This window comes from Gillisia sp. Hel_I_29 (genome assembly GCF_000744275.1).
In the GTDB taxonomy this organism is placed as follows: Bacteria; Bacteroidota; Bacteroidia; order Flavobacteriales; family Flavobacteriaceae; genus Gillisia.
Genome location: NZ_JQLP01000005.1, coordinates 1887948 through 1902333, shown reverse-complemented (window position 1 = coordinate 1902333; position 14386 = coordinate 1887948). Strand labels below are relative to the sequence as shown.

Below are 14386 nucleotides of genomic sequence, written 5' to 3'. Positions count from 1 at the left end.
TATTGATTTTATAATTAGTAATAATATTCTTTTTCAAAATTACTTCAGAGATACAGCAAACTGTATTAAGAACCTTATAAAATATTACAGCTTTTCGTTAAACCTTTATTAATCCCACTATTTCGCGACAACTTCTTCAGATTCTGTATTATTCTCTAGACATTCCATCGTTTTATGATCTGCCTTGAGCTTTTGCTTTTTTTCTTCTAATTTTTCCATTTCCTGATGAATGGCTGGTTCAGAAAATTCGTTAGGGCTAATTTTTTCGTTCTTGTACAAAGCGTATTGCACTGTAAATTCTGCACCAAAGAACATAATTAAACATGTATAGTTCACCCATAATAAAATAAGAACAATAGAAGATGCTCCTCCGTATACAGAACCAGGATCTGTATTACCAAAGTAGAATCCTATTAGAGATTCTCCTATTAAGAATAATATAGTAGTAAGTCCTGCTCCTTTTAAAGTGATCCTCCATTTAATTTTTACGTCTGGTAACAACTGAAATATGAAGGCAAATAATGTTGTGATAAACATAAAAGAGATCACATAATTAATTAACTGTATTACAGAAACGCTAGCAATCTGCGCAGAACTTCCAATAAAATCACTTAAATAACTAATACTAGCAGAAACGATTAAAGCCATTAATAATAAAAAGCCAATTACTAGAATCATCCCAAAAGAAATCATTCTATCTATTACCATTCTAAAAAACGTAGCTTTCTTTTCTGCAACATTCCAAATGTTATTCATTGCTATTTTAAGCTGAAAGAAAACTCCCGTAGCACCAAATATTAACATTGCTACCCCAAAAACCACGGTTAAAGTTGAATTATTATCTAATGCTGCGCTCGAGATCATATTCTCAATAGCTTCAGCAGCACCTTCCCCAATAAAACGTGAGATCTGTCCTGTAATTCTCCCTTGTACAGCTTCTTTCCCAAAGAAATAACCTGCAATAGTTACTACAATAATCAATAATGAAGGTAATGAGAAAAGTGTGTAGTAGGCTATAATGGCACTTTTTTGAAAAGGCTCATTATCCATCCAGCTTGTGTAAGATTTCTTTAAAAGATTTAGAAACGTTTTTAGTCTTTTCATAATCCGTAACGTTCTTTGAATAGATGAAGATGATGTTTTTGATGACCCGATATTATGAAACCTGCTGCCAGTGGTATAAAATTAGAGTCATTTACATTTCCTTGAATAGTGAGCATTTCAGTATCAAAACTTTCGAACAATGCAATTCCACTATTTCTAATTAACTCAAACTCTACTTTAAAGCTCACTAAACTTCTTCCATCTGCTCTGGAGGCAGGAACATATGAATCATGATCATAACCCGGAATAGAAGTTTTATCATTTCTTGATACAGTTAATGCTCTGTATTGAAAAATTCTCTCTGTATCTAATAGATGCTGAAGAACCTGCGCTACCGTCCACTTATCTTCAGCATAAGAATGTTTAAGATCTTTTTCACTTAAATGATCTAAAAAATAAAGGAATTCATCTCTAGTTTGTTTTAGAAGATCTATTACATCTTCATTCGGTAAATAATCTAAATAGGTTTGATAAAATGGGGAATGATCTCCAGGTCTTAAGCTACTTAATTTCATAGTATGATATCTGACAATAGTGTATAAAAATACCCTTTAAACTTTGAAGCTTAAAGGGTATTTAATAAAATATTAGCTAAATCTATAGATCTTTAAATATAGAATGCATCAATCTTTTCTTATCATTCATACTTTCTTCTAAAGAAATCATTGTTTCTGTTCTATACACACCTTCAATATCATCTAATTGAAATATGATCTCTTTAGCATGTTGTGTATTGCGCGCTCTAATCTTACAGAAAACATTAAATTTCCCGGTAGTAACGTGAGCTACAGTCACAAATGGAATATCATTTATACGTTCTAATACAAATTTGGTTTGAGACGTATTTTTAAGAAAAATACCTACATAGGCGATAAAAGCATATCCTAATTTCTCATAGTTCAAGGTTAAAGTAGATCCTAAAATGATCTGTGCTTCTTCCATCTTTTTCACTCTAACGTGAACAGTTCCAGCTGAAATATTTAATTTCTTAGCTATATCAGTAAACGGTGTTCTCGTATTTTCGATCAACATATCCAAAATCTGGTGATCAGTTTCATCTAGTTTATACTTGGCCATAATAGTCCTTGTCTTTAATTAAAACACAAAAATAATACAAACTCTTTAGATAATTAGTAATGATATTCAATTATTTTCATAATTTATAACCAAAATCTCATTTTTTATAGCAATTTTATCAACTATAACGTTTTCGGCGAGCTCCTCTTTTTCCACAGTAGTCACTTTATAGTTTTTACAATCTATCTCTTTGTGAGCATATTCGTTAATATTGAACTTCATTTTAACGATCACAGGTTCAAAATTTATCTTCCCGTCTAAAACAACTTCATTAAATTGTATCGCAACATCCTTAACTTTGTCGTTAATCACCGCGTTCCTTAAGATCACATCATAAAAATTCTTCTCATTTTGAGGAATTCTAAAATATTCTTGAAATTCTATAGCCTCATAAGATTTTGAAACAATAGAATTTAACCCTGATAGTATTGCATAAAAAATGAACTTGCGGGTCTCTTCCCTATTGTAATCAAGAGGATAATGCCCTGCTTCAAATAAAATAGTAGGAACCTTTAATCCCTGAAAAGTGTCTCCTGTACAATTTTCGTTGTAAGCATCATCGTATCTACCTATACCTTCTATTAAATATTCTTCAAGATCTTTAAAAATAGCTACTATCAATTTCATAGATATGATCCTAGAAGGCTTAATACTTCTTTGTTCATCCATAGACGGTGTTAAAAAAGATATTGTAGCAGGCACAGACTTTGCACCCGCACCAAATATGGTTCGTTGATCATGAAGATTGAAGCAAAAATCTGGTTTAAAACTATCAAAGACCTTTCTTAATAAAACACTTTCTACCTCCTTTAGATCTTTTGCATCTCTATTAAGGTCTACACCATGTGCATTTAATCTGGTATAGGCTTCTGCCCCATCAGGATTAAGCATAGGTATAATTAGAATTGTGACTTTCTCTAAGATAGAATTAATAAAAGAAACGTTAGATGCTTCTCGAAATACATTTAATAGGTCAAAAACAGCTTTTGTAGTGGTAGATTCATTGCCATGCATTTGAGACCACATTAAAACCTTGGTAGCACCCTTTCCTATCTTAATAGACCTAATTGGAATTGCATTATTGGAATGACCAATTGTTATCACTTCAAAACTACTACCTAATCTTATCAATAAGTTCTCTATATGAGCGTAGGTAATATATCTCCCAAACAATTCCTCTTCTTTAAAAGAAGGATAGTTCTTAAAAATTTCTTTTAGATTTTCCATACTTGATTTCATGTTTACAAAAGTAAATAATCAATAATTTACAATTGTAAACAGTTTAAATACTGTTAATTGTTTACACATGTATACAGTAATTAAATAACGACCCAATTGATCTCTGGAATTATTCCTAATCAGGAATATTTAGAACTTAAAATACTATTATTTAGATAATTAAGCAATATTACCTAACCTTTTTATTTAGTAGTAAATAATAAATTTACATTTGTAATTTGCAGATGAAAATAGATTGAATTACATTTGTAAACATCATATTTTCAAAATTAAATTTACAATGGTAAACAGTGATCAATTTGCAACAAGACTACAAACCATTATAAATTATTATGATTTATCTGCAGCATCCTTTGCAGATTCTATTGAAGTAGGACGCTCCTCCATCTCCCATATCCTATCAGGTAGAAATAAACCTAGTCTAGATTTTGTTCTGAAGATTATTAAGATCTATCCTGAAGTAGAATTGTATTGGCTCTTAAATGGAAAAGAAAGTTTCCCAAAATCTGTTAGTACAGAAGTGCATTCTATTAAAAAACAAGCAGAAGAAAAAGATGAAACTAGAGATGTGGACATAAAAGCTACCAGACCACTTCCAATTGATAATGATGATATAAAGCCTTTTGCAGGTTCTACAAAGAAAATTAAAAGGATTGTTCTATTTTACGAAGACGGAACATTTGAGGCCTTTGAAAATTGATTTTAAAGCCTAGATTCCGTTATTTTGTAATATGAAAAGAATTCTATTACTTCTACTTATTGCATCCCTATATTCCTGTTTCTCTCCTGAACGAGATTGCGGAAAATTTAAAACCGGAACATTCGAGTTTCAATCTTATCTGAATGGAGAATTAGTGACTTCTACTTTTGTTAGAAATGATACTTTAGAGATCGATCAATTTCAAGGTAAAACAGATACCTCTTCTATACGTTGGATAAATAATTGTGAATACATTATCACAAATCTACACCCTAAGAGCATGGCGGAGAAAAAACCCTTAAATATTAAGATCTTAACCACTAAAGGTAATACCTATACATTTGAATATGGACAAGTTGGCGACGCTAAGAGACAACGAGGCACCGTTACCAAGATAGATTAATGAATTTTATTAAGTTTAAGCTTGCTTGTTCTTGAGCAGCTCATTTTGCTGCTGCATAAGTTCTGTAAGATCTGATAGCAACTGAATATCTTTTGGGGTTTCCACGGTCTTATCTTTAGGATCCTGAGATTTTCTTCGAAATCTATTCATAAGTTTTACCACTATAAAAATGGTAAATCCAACTATAACAAAGTCTATCATAGCTTCTATAAAGGCTCCATATCCTATAGCAACTTCTTTGATACCATCTACACCTTCTACCGTAGAATCTACACCATCTCGCAATACAATCCTTCTTTCAGAGAAATTTATACCATCTGTTAAAATTGATAATGGCGGCATTACTACTTGTTTCACCAATACATCTACTACCTTATTAAATGAAGCTCCAATGATGATACCAACAGCCATATCTATCATGTTCCCTTTAATGGCAAACTCCTTAAATTCTTTTAGCATTCCCATGATCTATTCGTCGAATAATGTTATCTGACTTTCTGATGAACCTTTCTTAAGCTCCCCTATTTCTAAAGTATCAGACTGAGTTTCTTCTTCACTCTCTTCTTGTTCCTCCTCTATTTCCTCTTCCACCTCGTAAGGCACAGGATCTAAAAGATTTATTTGTTTTATTTTTTCTGCAGTTAATTGATTTCCAAGAGCTTTAATACCTTTTACCGAAATAAATTCTTCAATATTAACTATGTCGCTTTCTTTCTGATCTTTGCCTCTAAGTTTTGCATAAACCAATTCTACTTGCGGTATATAATCTGTAGAAACTAGCTCTAGATAAGATTTTTCATTATCTCCTCCAATAAAATAATCCTCTTTGTCTGGATGTTCAATTTGAAACCTCTTAACGTAGTATCGCTCTTTATCTGCTTCCCAATAAATAGCAGAAATTGCTTTTTTCGGAGCCCATTTCTCAAGGATTATAATCTCTTCATCAAATCTCGTAGTTAGCTCAGGTTTAATGGTTTTAGCTATTCCATCTTGAGTAATGATTAATAGTCTATCTTCTCCTTTAAACTCTCCAAGCAATTCTCCACGTTCATCAACATTTAAACGTTTAACACTATCATCAAACCAAATTCTTCTTGGCTTCAAAGTAGAGACACCCTCTTCTTTAAGCTCTACACGTTTAATAGCGTATTTGGTTACTATATTTCCCTTTACATTTCTACCCTTAATAAGCATGTCTGCAAAGTCAATTTCAAATTTTAATTTCTTTATACTTCCAACTTGTCTCAAATAAACGGTAACTACTTCTGCTTCTCCATTATAATTAGCAGAAAAATATGATAACTTAGAATCTTTTTTACCTTGAGTAAGATCATATTCTTTGTCTCTGGTAATGGAAGTAACGGCAAACCTTTTTATATAAGAGGCACCATTTTTACCATCTCTATATATTAAGTTATAAATAGTTCTTTTATCTTTCTTCTTAAATACAGCTACATGAATTATGTCTTTACCCACAAAAGTTTTTGCATCTACCTTGCTCACCATCATTTTTCCATCTCCGGTAAAACAAATTATATCATCTATATCAGAACAATCTGTAACGAACTCATCTTTTTTGAGCGAGGTTCCAATAAATCCTTCCTTCCTATTTACGTATAACTTGGTATTGCGCATTGCAACTTTAGAAGCCTCTATATCATCAAAAAGTCTTAAAGCAGTTAATCGCTCTTTTCCCTCACCATATTCTTTCTTGAGTCTAGTAAAATATGCGATTGCATACTCTACTAAGTGATCTAAATGATGTTTTATCTTGGCAATATCCTCTTCCAGGGCATCAATCTTTTGCTGAGCCTTATCTATATCAAATTTCGAAATTCTCTTAATTCGAATTTCGGTTAGTCTGGTAATATCTTCTTCTGTAACTGCTCTTCTTAAATGAGTTACATGAGGCTTAAGCCCGTTATCTATAGCATTTATAACACCTTCCCAGGTTTCCTCTTCTTCAATATCTCGATAAATTCTATTTTCAATAAAAATTCTTTCCAATGAAGCAAAATGCCACTGCTCTTCCAATTCGTCTAACTTAATCTCTAGGTCGCTCTTTAATAAACTTAAAGTGTGATCTGTAGATCGCTTTAACATTTCAGTAACTCCAAGAAAAATTGGTTTATTATCTATAATAACACAACCTAATGGCGCTACAGAATTTTCACAATTTGTAAATGCATATAGAGCATCTATAGTTTTGTCTGGAGATATGTTTGGAGGCAAATAAATTAAGATCTCTACAAATTCTGCAGTATTATCTTCTATTCTCTTAATTTTTATCTTACCCTTATCATTTGCTTTAAGAATAGAATCTATAAGTGTAGAGGTGGTAGTACCAAAAGGAATTTCGGTAATTGCCAACGTATTTTTATCGTATTGAGAAATCTTTGCTCTAATACGTACTCTACCTCCACGTTCTCCATCATTATAATTAGAAACATCTGCTTCTCCTGCTGTAGGAAAATCTGGGAAAAGTGTGAATTTTTTACCTTTCAAATGTTTTATAGAAGCATCTATTAATTCATTAAAGTTATGAGGTAAGATTCTTGTACTCAATCCAACGGCAATACCCTCTGCACCTTGAGCTAATAAAAGTGGAAATCTTACCGGTAAGTTTACCGGCTCCTTTTTTCTACCATCATAGGATAATTGCCATTCTGTAATTTTTGGATTGTAAATTACTTCTGTTGCAAATTTAGAAAGTCTAGCTTCAATATATCTAGGTGCCGCTGCTCTATCTCCTGTAAGAACATTTCCCCAGTTTCCCTGAGTGTCTATCAAAAGATCTTTTTGACCAATTTGCACCATGGCATCTCCAATACTGGCATCACCATGTGGATGATACTGCATGGTATGTCCTACAATGTTCGCAACTTTATTGTATCTCCCATCATCCAGATCTTTCATAGAATGCATAATTCTACGTTGTACTGGTTTAAACCCATCTTCTACTGCAGGTACAGCTCGCTCCAAGATAACATAAGAGGCATAATCCAGAAACCAATCCTTGTACATTCCTGTAACTCGAATTAATTGCTCTTTTGGCTGATTATCCTGCTCTTCTGGCAATAAGTCCTGATTTTCTATATCCATTTAAGAGATTGCTTTATTTTTTTGTAGAACTTTATTTAAAGATTCTATCATTCCCTTCTTTTTCTTTTTTCCCAAGAATGTAATATTAAATCGATAAGATCTAACACCAGACTTTCGTCTACTGCTAATATATATTTTTAAACTTGCATAAATTCCGTAATCTGATACTTCAAAATTCACCAATTTAGATTTTGGAAATTCTGCACGCTTTACTCTATATTCCATAAATTTTGAAACGAATACACCGTTGTTCTTAAAATTTAAAGTTTCACCATCACTGTCAAATTCGAACACCTGTCCTATTCTATGAAAATAAATGGCAAATAAGATCAAAAGAATATTTGGCAGAAAGTGACTAAACTTTATGGTGGATTCTGTGTCTGAATTCATCAACTCAATATTTACAAAAATATTGGTTACAAAGGCAGCTACAATTAGAATGTAGATAGAAGGAACAATTTTAGTCTCTGTAGTATTCTTAAACCTCATAGGCTATTCCGCGATCAGATCTAGTTCAACTTTTAAATTATCGATAATAAATTCCTGTCGGTCTGGAGTGTTCTTACCCATATAGAAATTCAATAATTCTTCAATAGACATATCTTTATCCAACATTACCGGATCTAATCGAATATCATCTCCAATAAAATGCTTGAATTCATCTGGAGAAATTTCTCCTAAACCTTTAAATCGAGTAATCTCTGCCTTTCCTGTTAATTTTTCTACAGCAGCTTGGCGCTCAAATTCGCTATAACAGTAAATAGTTTCTTTTTTATTTCTAACTCTAAATAAAGGAGTTTGAAGAATATACAAATGATTTTCTTTTATTAATTCTGGAAAGAATTGTAAAAAGAATGTAATCAGTAATAATCTTATGTGCATTCCATCCACATCGGCATCGGTAGCAATTACAATGTTATTATATCTAAGATCTTCAATAGATTCTTCTATGTTTAAAGCCGCTTGTAATAAATTGAATTCTTCATTTTCATAAACGATCTTCTTTGTAAGACCATAACTATTTAAAGGCTTTCCTTTTAAACTGAAAACTGCCTGAGTATTTACATCTCTAGATTTTGTAATAGACCCACTCGCAGAATCTCCCTCTGTAATAAATAACGTAGATTCTAAATAGCGCTCTTTCTTGCTATCTCCCAAATGAATTCTACAATCTCTAAGTTTTTTATTATGTAAACTAGCTTTTTTAGCTCTGTCTTTTGCAAGTTTTCTTATTCCTGAAAGTTCTTTACGCTCTCTTTCTGCCTGCAAGATCTTTCTATTCAGCTTTTCTGCTGTTTCCTGATTCTTATGTAAATAATTATCAAGTTGAGTTTTTAAAAAATCGTTGATGTACGTTCTAACCGTTGGGAGTTCTCCACCCATATCTGTAGAACCCAATTTAGTTTTTGTCTGACTCTCAAAAACCGGTTCCATCACTTTTATACTGATTGCAGCTACGATAGATTTTCGTACATCGGCTGCATCGTAATTCTTTCCGTAATATTCTCTAATAGTTTTTACCACGGCTTCTCTAAAGGCTAACAAGTGCGTACCACCTTGAGAAGTATTTTGACCATTTACAAAAGAATGATATTCTTCAGAATATTGAGTCTTGCTATGCGTTATAGCAACTTCGATATCTTCTCCTCGAAGATGAATTATTGGATATAACTGGTCATCTTCTTTTATACTATCACCTAAAAGATCCTTTAATCCATTTTCAGAATAAAATTTTTCACCATTAAAAATGATGGTCAACCCCGGGTTTAGGTATACATAGTTTTTGAGCATTTTTTCAATATACTCATCACGGTATTTGAAATTTTTAAAAATCAATTCATCCGGAACATAAGTTACTTTAGTTCCTCGTCTTCTAGAAGTTTCATCTAATTCTTCTTCTCTAACCAGATTTCCTTGCTCAAATTCTGCAGATTTAGACCTACCGTCTCTGGTAGATTCTACTCTAAAACTAGAAGATAAAGCATTTACTGCTTTTGTACCAACTCCATTAAGACCTACAGATTTTTTAAAAGCTTTCGAGTCGTACTTACCCCCGGTGTTCATTTTAGAAACAACATCTACCACCTTTCCTAATGGAATCCCTCTACCATAATCTCTAACTATAACACGCTGATTTTGAACGGAAACCTCTATAGTTTTCCCGGAACCCATTACAAATTCATCTATACTATTATCTAAAACTTCCTTTAAGAGTATGTAGATACCGTCATCTGCAGTAGAGCCATCCCCAAGTTTCCCGATATACATTCCCGGGCGCATTCTAATATGCTCTTTCCAATCGAGAGATCGTATATTGTCTTCGGTATATTTGGTTTCTTCACTCATAAGTAATAGGTGCCGTTGAGTTGCTAATATAAGGTTTCCCGCAAAAAACTGAAACAGCTAACCCGCAAAGTAATTAACAAAGATTTAATGTGAAATGTTAACTGCAAAAATTTTATTTTATAATCTAAAAAAAATCCATTTATACATATGTACAAATGGATTCTTTGAAATTTACTGAAGAATCAGCAATATGATCTAGAATTTAAACATTAAATCTAAAATGCATTACATCTCCATCTTTAACGATATATTCTTTTCCTTCTACTCTCATTTTACCAGCTTCTTTAACTTTAGCTTCACTTCCTAAAGTTGAAAAATCTTCGTAAGCAATTACTTCTGCACGAATAAAACCTTTTTCAAAATCTGTATGTATTACTCCCGCTGCCTGTGGCGCACTAGCACCAACCGGAATTGTCCATGCTCTTACCTCTTTAACACCGGCAGTAAAATAAGTTTGAAGATTTAATAAACTATAAGCAGAGCGTATAAGTTTAGCAGAACCTGGCTCATCTAAACCAATATCTTGCAAAAACATTTTTCGCTCTTCGTAATCATCAAGTTCTGTAATATCTGCCTCCGTACCTACAGCTAATACTAAAACCTCAGCATTTTCGTCTTTTACAGCTTCTTTCACCTTATCTACGTGAGCATTTCCAGAGGTTGCTGCATCTTCATCTACATTACAAACATACATCACAGGCTTATCTGTGATGAGTTGTAGGTTAGCTATAAATTCTTCTCTTTCTTCGTCTGAGAATTCTATAGCTCTAACAGAAACACCAGCTTCTAAACCCTTTTTAGCCTTTAAAAGGGCTGTTTCTTCTTTTTGAGCTTCCTTATTTCCAGTACGTGAAGCACGCTTAACTTTTTCTAATTTCTTATCTACAGTCTCCAAATCTTTTAACTGAAGCTCCATATCTATGGTCTCTTTATCTCTTACAGGATCTACAGAACCATCTACATGAACAATATTATCGTTATCAAAACAGCGTAGCACATGTAAGATAGCATCTGTCTCTCTAATATTTCCTAAGAACTGATTTCCCAAACCTTCTCCTTTACTAGCTCCCTTTACCAATCCAGCAATATCTACAATCTCTACAGTTGCAGGCATTACTCTTTCTGGATTTACTAAAGACTCTAATTTGTCTAATCTATGATCTGGAACATTTACTACTCCAATATTTGGCTCTATGGTACAGAACGGAAAATTTGCACTTTGCGCCTTAGCATTAGATAAACAATTAAAAAGTGTGGATTTCCCTACGTTTGGTAAGCCTACTATTCCTGCTTTCATACTTTATTATTTGATACTGATATTTTGCGGCTGCAAAGATATAAATTTGAATGGAGAATTAACGCGCAGTTATTGAGTATTAATGGTAGGAATAAATTCTTGAGAATTAACTTTAATTAGGGCTAGATTACGCTGGTAATTTTATCTTTGCAACTCGTACAATAATCTTGGTATTAAAATCCAATTATTGAGAAATTCTCTAATAATTTTCTACATTTTTTAATCTTACACTGAAAACATCAAATAATCAATTTTTGAAATTGTTATATAAATTTGTAAACAATTGATTGTTTATAAATTTATAACTAATTAAATATCAGTATATTAAATAATTTATTTTGCAAACTTTTTGAATTTTAAATTTTTACTTATCCTTTAATTTTTACTACATTTACATTCTTTAAAACACCCTTATAAAACATCTATAAAATCACTTAATGAAAGTTGAAACCACTCCCACTAAAGAAAAAATCTACACTCAGGATGAAGCTTTTGAAGCTTCTTTAAAATATTTTAAAGGAGATGAATTAGCTGCTAGAGTTTGGATTAATAAATACGCATTAAAAGATTCTTATGATAATATCTATGAGAAGTCCCCTCAGGATATGCACGTAAGAATTGCTAAAGAAATAGCAAGAGTTGAAGCCAAATACCCAAATCCTATGAGTGAAGAGGAAATTATGGGGTTGATAGAAAATTTCAAATACATTGTTCCTCAAGGAAGTCCAATGGCTGGAATCGGAAATAAATTTCAGGTAGCTTCTCTTTCAAACTGTTTTGTTATTGGTAATAACGGTAATAGTGATTCTTATGGAAGCATTATGAAGATAGACCAAGAGCAAGTGCAATTGATGAAACGCCGTGGTGGAGTTGGGCACGATCTTTCTCATATAAGACCTAAAGGATCTCCTGTAAAAAACTCTGCACTTACTTCAACCGGTATCGTACCTTTTATGGAGCGTTATTCCAACTCTACCAGAGAAGTTGCACAAGATGGAAGACGTGGTGCACTTATGCTGTCTGTATCTATAAATCATCCAGATTCTGAAGGTTTTATAGATGCTAAAATGGAACAGGGAAAAGTTACTGGAGCCAATGTTTCTGTAAGAATTGATGATGATTTCATGAAATCTTTAGATAACAAGACTCCTTACATTCAAAAATTTCCAGTTCACAGTAAAGATCCTAAGCAAACTAAAGAGATAGATCCTTCCATTTTATGGAATAAGATCGTTCATAATGCATGGAAATCTGCGGAACCGGGAATTCTATTTTGGGATACTATTATCAATGAGTCTGTACCAGATTGCTATGCAGATCTGGGCTACAACACAGTCTCTACAAACCCTTGTGGCGAGATCCCTTTATGTCCTTATGATTCTTGTAGACTTTTAGCTATTAATCTCTTTTCTTACGTAGAGAATCCATTTACTGCAGAGGCAACTTTCGACTTCGATTTATTCAAGAAACACGTGGCTGCAGCGCAAAGAATGATGGATGATATAATCGATCTAGAATTAGAAAAAATCGACGATATTCTAGGTAAGATAGATGCAGATCCAGAAAATGAAGAAATTAAAAGAGTAGAGAAAAATCTTTGGTTAGAAATTAAGAAGAAAGCCAACGAAGGAAGACGTACAGGAATTGGAATTACTGCAGAAGGAGATATGTTAGCTGCACTTGGAATTGCTTACGGAAGCCCTGAAGGAATTGATTTCTCTGTAAAAGTTCATAAAACTTTAGCGCTTGAGGCTTACAGAGGTTCTGTAAACATGGCTAAAGAAAGAGGTGCTTTTGCTTTTTATGATTCAGATAAAGAAAAGAACAATCCATTTATACAGCGTATTAAAGAAGCAGATGACAAGCTTTATTATGAAATGCTAGAACATGGTAGAAGAAATATTGCCATGTTAACTATTGCTCCAACAGGAACAACAAGTTTGATGACGCAAACTACTTCTGGAATAGAGCCAGTATTTATGCCGGTTTATAAAAGAAGAAGAAAAGTAAACCCTAACGATAAGAATGTAACGGTAGATTATGTAGATGAAACAGGAGATTCTTGGGAAGAATACGTAGTTTTCCATCACCGTTTTAAAGAATGGATGCAAGTTAATGGGCATGAGATAAGCAATGATTATACTCAAAAAGATCTTGATGAATTAGTAAAGAAATCTCCATATTATAAATCTACTTCTAACGATATAGATTGGTTGAGTAAGGTAAGAATGCAGGGTGCAGTTCAAAAATGGGTAGATCATTCTATAAGTGTTACCATAAACCTTCCTAACGACGCTACAGAAGAGCTGGTAGGTACACTTTACATGGAAGCCTGGAAAGTAGGTTGTAAAGGAGTTACCGTTTACAGAGATGGATCTCGAAGTGGGGTGCTTATTTCTAATGAAGAGAAAAAAGAATCTTCAGAAAGTAATTCGAGTTTTCCAACTAAAAGGCCTCATGAGTTAGAGGCAGATGTTATTAGATTTCAAAACAATAAAGAGAAATGGATTGCTTTTATTGGACTTATTGGAGATCAACCTTATGAGATCTTTACCGGTTTGGCAGATGATGAAGATGGAATTCTAATTCCTAGATGGGTAGATAATGGGAAGATCATCAAAAATAAAGATGAACAAGGTAATACGAGATATGACTTTCAATATAAAAACCAAAGAGGTTATAAAACTACCATAGAAGGACTTTCTCATAAATTTGATCCTGAATTCTGGAACTATGCCAAATTGATCTCAAGTACGTTAAGACATGGAATGCCAATAGAAAATGCGGTAGATCTTATTAACAGCTTGCAATTAAATAGCGAATCTATAAACACTTGGAAAAACGGTGTTGCTAGAGCTCTTAAACGTTATGTTGCAGATGGAACAGAGGCTAAAGGACAAAAATGTACCAATTGTAATTCTACAAACCTCATTTATCAAGAAGGTTGTCTTACTTGTAAAGACTGCGGATCTTCTAAGTGTGGATAATTAAATTACTAATTTCTAAATTTCATAAACCGCTCTATTCTTTTGAATAGAGCGGTTTTTTTATATATAGTTGATAGAAATATCTATGACCATCTGTTTTAGATTTAGTAGCCTAACATCCTTATTATTTA

The 14386-nt window shown here is 32.8% G+C and carries 12 protein-coding genes; 3 read left to right on the top strand and 9 right to left on the bottom strand.

Annotated features, from left to right (window positions below; translation table 11 throughout):
- Positions 1-117: 117 nt before the first annotated feature.
- The 4 genes from P163_RS13835 to P163_RS13820 all read right to left on the bottom strand — a co-directional run bounded on the left by P163_RS13835 (position 118) and on the right by P163_RS13820 (position 3408).
- Positions 118-1104 (bottom strand): YihY/virulence factor BrkB family protein, encoded by a 987-nt coding sequence (locus P163_RS13835; protein WP_034892440.1) that lies wholly within the window; start codon positions 1102-1104, stop codon positions 118-120.
- A complete protein-coding gene (locus P163_RS13830) occupies positions 1101-1619 on the bottom strand; it encodes a DinB family protein (protein ID WP_034892438.1) in 519 nt (172 codons plus the stop codon). The genes P163_RS13835 and P163_RS13830 overlap by 4 nt, the downstream gene beginning before the upstream one ends.
- 82 nt (positions 1620-1701) lie before the next feature.
- Positions 1702-2181, bottom strand: a complete 480-nt coding sequence (locus tag P163_RS13825; protein WP_034892436.1) for an Lrp/AsnC family transcriptional regulator — start codon at positions 2179-2181, stop codon at positions 1702-1704.
- 66 nt (positions 2182-2247) lie between these two features.
- Positions 2248-3408 (bottom strand): M14 metallopeptidase family protein, encoded by a 1161-nt coding sequence (locus P163_RS13820; protein ID WP_034892434.1) that lies wholly within the window; start codon positions 3406-3408, stop codon positions 2248-2250.
- Between the two features lie 292 nt (positions 3409-3700).
- On the opposite strand from P163_RS13820, the gene P163_RS13815 reads away from it, so the two are divergent.
- Positions 3701-4120 carry a helix-turn-helix transcriptional regulator gene (locus P163_RS13815; protein ID WP_034892432.1) on the top strand — a complete coding sequence of 140 codons (420 nt, stop codon included), beginning with the start codon at positions 3701-3703 and terminating at the stop codon, positions 4118-4120.
- A 31-nt stretch (positions 4121-4151) separates the two neighbouring features.
- The gene (locus P163_RS13810; RefSeq protein WP_034892429.1) at positions 4152-4523 is read left to right on the top strand and encodes a hypothetical protein; all 372 of its coding nucleotides are present in this window, start codon (positions 4152-4154) and stop codon (positions 4521-4523) included.
- A gap of 15 nt (positions 4524-4538) precedes the next feature.
- Here P163_RS13810 and mscL read toward each other — a convergent pair whose 3' ends face one another.
- The 5 genes from mscL to ychF form a co-directional block, all read right to left on the bottom strand.
- Positions 4539-4988 carry a large-conductance mechanosensitive channel protein MscL gene (gene mscL / locus P163_RS13805; RefSeq protein ID WP_034892427.1) on the bottom strand — a complete coding sequence of 150 codons (450 nt, stop codon included), beginning with the start codon at positions 4986-4988 and terminating at the stop codon, positions 4539-4541.
- A 3-nt stretch (positions 4989-4991) separates the two neighbouring features.
- A complete protein-coding gene (locus tag P163_RS13800; RefSeq protein ID WP_034892425.1) occupies positions 4992-7625 on the bottom strand; it encodes a DNA gyrase/topoisomerase IV subunit A in 2634 nt (877 codons plus the stop codon).
- Positions 7626-8114: a hypothetical protein gene (locus tag P163_RS13795; RefSeq protein ID WP_034892422.1), complete on the bottom strand. Its 489-nt coding sequence runs from the start codon at positions 8112-8114 to the stop codon at positions 7626-7628.
- A gap of 3 nt (positions 8115-8117) precedes the next feature.
- Positions 8118-9971 carry a DNA topoisomerase IV subunit B gene (locus P163_RS13790; RefSeq protein WP_034892420.1) on the bottom strand — a complete coding sequence of 618 codons (1854 nt, stop codon included), beginning with the start codon at positions 9969-9971 and terminating at the stop codon, positions 8118-8120.
- Positions 9972-10173: 202 nt separating this feature from the next.
- Complete coding sequence (ychF, locus tag P163_RS13785) at positions 10174-11268, bottom strand: redox-regulated ATPase YchF (RefSeq protein WP_034892417.1); 1095 nt, start codon at positions 11266-11268, stop codon at positions 10174-10176.
- A 437-nt stretch (positions 11269-11705) separates the two neighbouring features.
- On the opposite strand from ychF, the gene P163_RS13780 reads away from it, so the two are divergent.
- Positions 11706-14255, top strand: coding sequence for an adenosylcobalamin-dependent ribonucleoside-diphosphate reductase (locus P163_RS13780; protein ID WP_034892416.1), 2550 nt, complete (start codon positions 11706-11708; stop codon positions 14253-14255).
- The last annotated feature ends 131 nt before the right edge of the window (positions 14256-14386 follow it).

What these genes read in the sequence shown, in the direction of transcription:
- P163_RS13820 (WP_034892434.1), bottom strand. Translation starts at nt 3,408, where the DNA reads ATGGAAAATCTAAAAGAAATTTTTAAGAACTATCCTTCTTTTAAAGAA.
- P163_RS13825 (WP_034892436.1), bottom strand. Translation starts at nt 2,181, where the DNA reads ATGGCCAAGTATAAACTAGATGAAACTGATCACCAGATTTTGGATATG.
- P163_RS13790 (WP_034892420.1), bottom strand. Translation starts at nt 9,971, where the DNA reads ATGAGTGAAGAAACCAAATATACCGAAGACAATATACGATCTCTCGAT.
- P163_RS13795 (WP_034892422.1), bottom strand. Translation starts at nt 8,114, where the DNA reads ATGAGGTTTAAGAATACTACAGAGACTAAAATTGTTCCTTCTATCTAC.
- P163_RS13810 (WP_034892429.1), top strand. Translation starts at nt 4,152, where the DNA reads ATGAAAAGAATTCTATTACTTCTACTTATTGCATCCCTATATTCCTGT.
- P163_RS13835 (WP_034892440.1), bottom strand. Translation starts at nt 1,104, where the DNA reads ATGAAAAGACTAAAAACGTTTCTAAATCTTTTAAAGAAATCTTACACA.
- P163_RS13815 (WP_034892432.1), top strand. Translation starts at nt 3,701, where the DNA reads ATGGTAAACAGTGATCAATTTGCAACAAGACTACAAACCATTATAAAT.
- ychF (WP_034892417.1), bottom strand. Translation starts at nt 11,268, where the DNA reads ATGAAAGCAGGAATAGTAGGCTTACCAAACGTAGGGAAATCCACACTT.
- mscL (WP_034892427.1), bottom strand. Translation starts at nt 4,988, where the DNA reads ATGGGAATGCTAAAAGAATTTAAGGAGTTTGCCATTAAAGGGAACATG.
- P163_RS13830 (WP_034892438.1), bottom strand. Translation starts at nt 1,619, where the DNA reads ATGAAATTAAGTAGCTTAAGACCTGGAGATCATTCCCCATTTTATCAA.
- P163_RS13780 (WP_034892416.1), top strand. Translation starts at nt 11,706, where the DNA reads ATGAAAGTTGAAACCACTCCCACTAAAGAAAAAATCTACACTCAGGAT.
- P163_RS13800 (WP_034892425.1), bottom strand. Translation starts at nt 7,625, where the DNA reads ATGGATATAGAAAATCAGGACTTATTGCCAGAAGAGCAGGATAATCAG.